This window comes from Pseudomonas sp. B2021 (assembly GCF_018135665.1).
GTDB classification, from domain to species: Bacteria; Pseudomonadota; Gammaproteobacteria; order Pseudomonadales; family Pseudomonadaceae; genus Aquipseudomonas; species Aquipseudomonas lactis.
Map to the genome: position 1 here is coordinate 1 of NZ_SMOF01000013.1, position 3,036 is coordinate 3,036.

Genomic DNA, 3,036 nt, shown 5'->3' on the forward strand with positions numbered 1-3,036 from the left:
AAACGTTACCGCTCGATTGGTTTACGCCGATGGTGATGGTTTTACCGTTATCCAACGTGACGGTCAGCGGGCTGGTGATGTTAGTCACCGGTGCGCCGTTTTTATCCACAAGGCTGGCGGTGTAAACGATATTGCCGCCTTCGCCGACGGTGGTGGTGGCAGTCAGGACCACATCGACCTTGTCGATGGTGTCGTTGATCGTAGTGGTCGCGCCGTCGCCTGCAACTTCCAGTTTTTCGAAGTTGCCGCCGGAAGCGTCGGTGATCTTGACCGTCTGCGTGCTCTTATCGATGAACACGTCATCGGTAGGTGCAGGCACGGTCACAGTGCCAACAGTGTCGCCCGCCTTGATGGTGATCGAGGAGCCGTTATCCAACTTCAGCGTGACGTCGGTGCCGGCCTTATTGCTCAAGGTCGCGGTGTAGGTGATCTGGCCACCTTCATTAACGGCACTTGGCGCAGTCAGCGTAACCGTGGTGGTGTTATCGGTACCCGGTGTGTCCGTAACGGTGGTGTTCACCGCTGTAGTGCCAGGGACCAGGTTTTCGAAATGCTCGCCGCCGGTCACGCCTTTGATAGCGGTGGTAACGGTTTGATCGCCCTTGTACACATCATCAGGAGCAAGAACCGAAACGTTACCGCTCGATTGGTTTACGCCAATGGTGATGGTCTGGCCGTTATCCAAAGTCACGGTCAGCGGGCTGGTGATGTTAGTCACCGGTGCGCCGTTTTTATCCACAAGGCTGGCGGTGTAAACGATATTGCCGCCTTCGCCGACGGTGGTGGTGGCAGTTAGAACTACATCCACCTTGTCGATGGTGTCGTTGATCGTGGTAGTTGCGCCGTTGCCTGCGACTTCAAGTTTTTCGAAGTTGCCGCCGGAAGCGTCGGTGATCTTGACGGTCTGGGTGCTCTTATCGATGAACACGTCATCGGTAGGCGCGGGCACGGTCACAGTGCCAACCGTGTCGCCAGCCTTGATGGTGATCGAAGAGCCGTTATCCAACTTCAGCGTGACGTCGGTACCGGCCTTATTGCTCAAGGTCGCGGTGTAGGTGATCTGGCCACCCTCATTCGCTTCGGTCGGAGCTGTCAGCGTAACGGTAGTGGTGTTATCGGTGCCCGGTGTATCAGTAACGGTGGTGTTAACCGGGGTAGTACCTGGAACCAGATTTTCGAAGTGCTCGCCGCCGGTAACACCCTTGATAGCGGTGGTGACGGTTTGATCGCCTTTATAGACATCATCAGGAGCAAGAACCGAAACGCTACCGCTAGTCTGGTTTACGCCAATGGTGATGGTCTGGCCGTTATCCAAAGTCACGGTCAACGGGTTGGTGATGTTGGTCACCGGTGCGCCGTTCTTATCCACAAGGCTGGCGGTGTAGACGATGTTGCCGCCTTCGCCAACGGTGGTAGTGGCGGTCAGGACCACATCAACTTTGTCGATAGTGTCGTTGATGGTGGTGGTCGCACCGTTGCCTGCAACTTCCAGTTTTTCGAAGTTGCCGCCCGTGGTCTCGGTGATCTTGACGGTCTGGGTGCTCTTGTCGATGAACACGTCATCGGTAGGTGCAGGGACGGTCACGGTGCCGACGGTGTCGCCAGCTTTGATAGTGATCGAAGAGCCGTTATCCAACTTCAAAGTGACGTCAGTGCCCGCTTTGTTGGAAAGCGTTGCGGTGTACGTAATTTGACCACCTTCGTTCACTGCACTTGGAGCAGTCAGCGTCACCGTCGTGGTGTTGTCAGTGCCGGGAGTATCGGTGACGGTGGTGTTCACCGCCGAGGTACCCGGTACCAGGTTTTCAAAATGCTCGCCGCCAGTCACACCCTTGATCGCAGTGGTGACAGTTTGATCGCCTTTGTAGACGTCGTTTGGCGCGATAGTGGTGATGGAGCCGCTAGACTGGTTCACACCGATGGTGATGGTTTCGCCATTGTCTAGAGTGACAGTTAGTGGGTTAGTAATGTTGGTTACTGGCGCGCCGTTTTTATCCACAAGGCTGGCGGTGTAAACGATATTGCCGCCTTCGCCCACGGTAGTCGTGGCGGTCAGAACCACGTCGACTTTATCGATGGTGTCGTTGATGGTGGTGGTTGCGCCATTGCCTGCAACTTCTAACTTCTCGAAGTTGCCGCCCGTGGTCTCGGTGATCTTGACGGTTTGGGTGCTCTTGTCGATGAACACGTCATCGGTAGGTGCAGGCACGGTCACGGTGCCGACGGTGTCGCCAGCTTTGATGGTGATCGAAGAACCGTTATCCAGCTTCAGGGTGACGTCAGTACCGGCCTTGTTGCTCAAGGTCGCGGTGTAGGTGATCTGGCCACCTTCGTTCACTGCGCTAGGCGCGGTTAGCGTGACCGTCGTGGTGTTGTCAGTACCAGGGGTATCGGTAACGGTGGTGTTCACCGCCGTGGTACCCGGTACCAGATTTTCAAAGTGTTCGCCGCCGGTCACGCCTTTGATAGCGGTGGTGACAGTTTGGTCGCCCTTGTACACATCATCCGGTGCCAAGACCGAAACAGTGCCGCTGGACTGGTTCACACCAATGGTGATGGTTTGGCCGTTATCCAGGGTGACGGTCAACGGGTTGGTGATGTTGGTCACCGGTGCGCCGTTTTTATCCACAAGGCTGGCGGTGTAAACGATATTGCCGCCTTCACCCACGGTAGTCGTGGCGGTCAGGACCACATCGACTTTGTCGATGGTGTCGTTGATCGTGGTCGTTGCGCCGTTGCCTGCAACTTCCAGTTTTTCGAAGTTGCCGCCAGTGGTTTCGGTGATCTGGACGGTCTGCGTGCTCTTATCGATGAACACATCATCGGTAGGTGCAGGCACGGTCACGGTGCCGACGGTCTCGCCAGCTTTGATGGTGATGTTTGACCCGTTGTCGAGTTTCAGCGTGACGTCGGTACCGGCCTTATTGCTCAAGGTCGCGGTGTAGGTGATCTGGCCACCTTCGTTAACGGCACTTGGCGCGGTCAGCGTAACGGTGGTGGTGTTATCGGTACCCGGTGTGTCCGTAACGGTGGTGT

General features: G+C 56.2%; 1 protein-coding gene. It reads right to left on the reverse strand.

The window, feature by feature from the left end; all coding sequences use genetic code 11:
• Positions 1-3,036, reverse strand: a 3,036-nt coding sequence (locus tag E1K68_RS27400; RefSeq protein WP_346344431.1) for an immunoglobulin-like domain-containing protein, incomplete at both ends; no start/stop codon positions are given.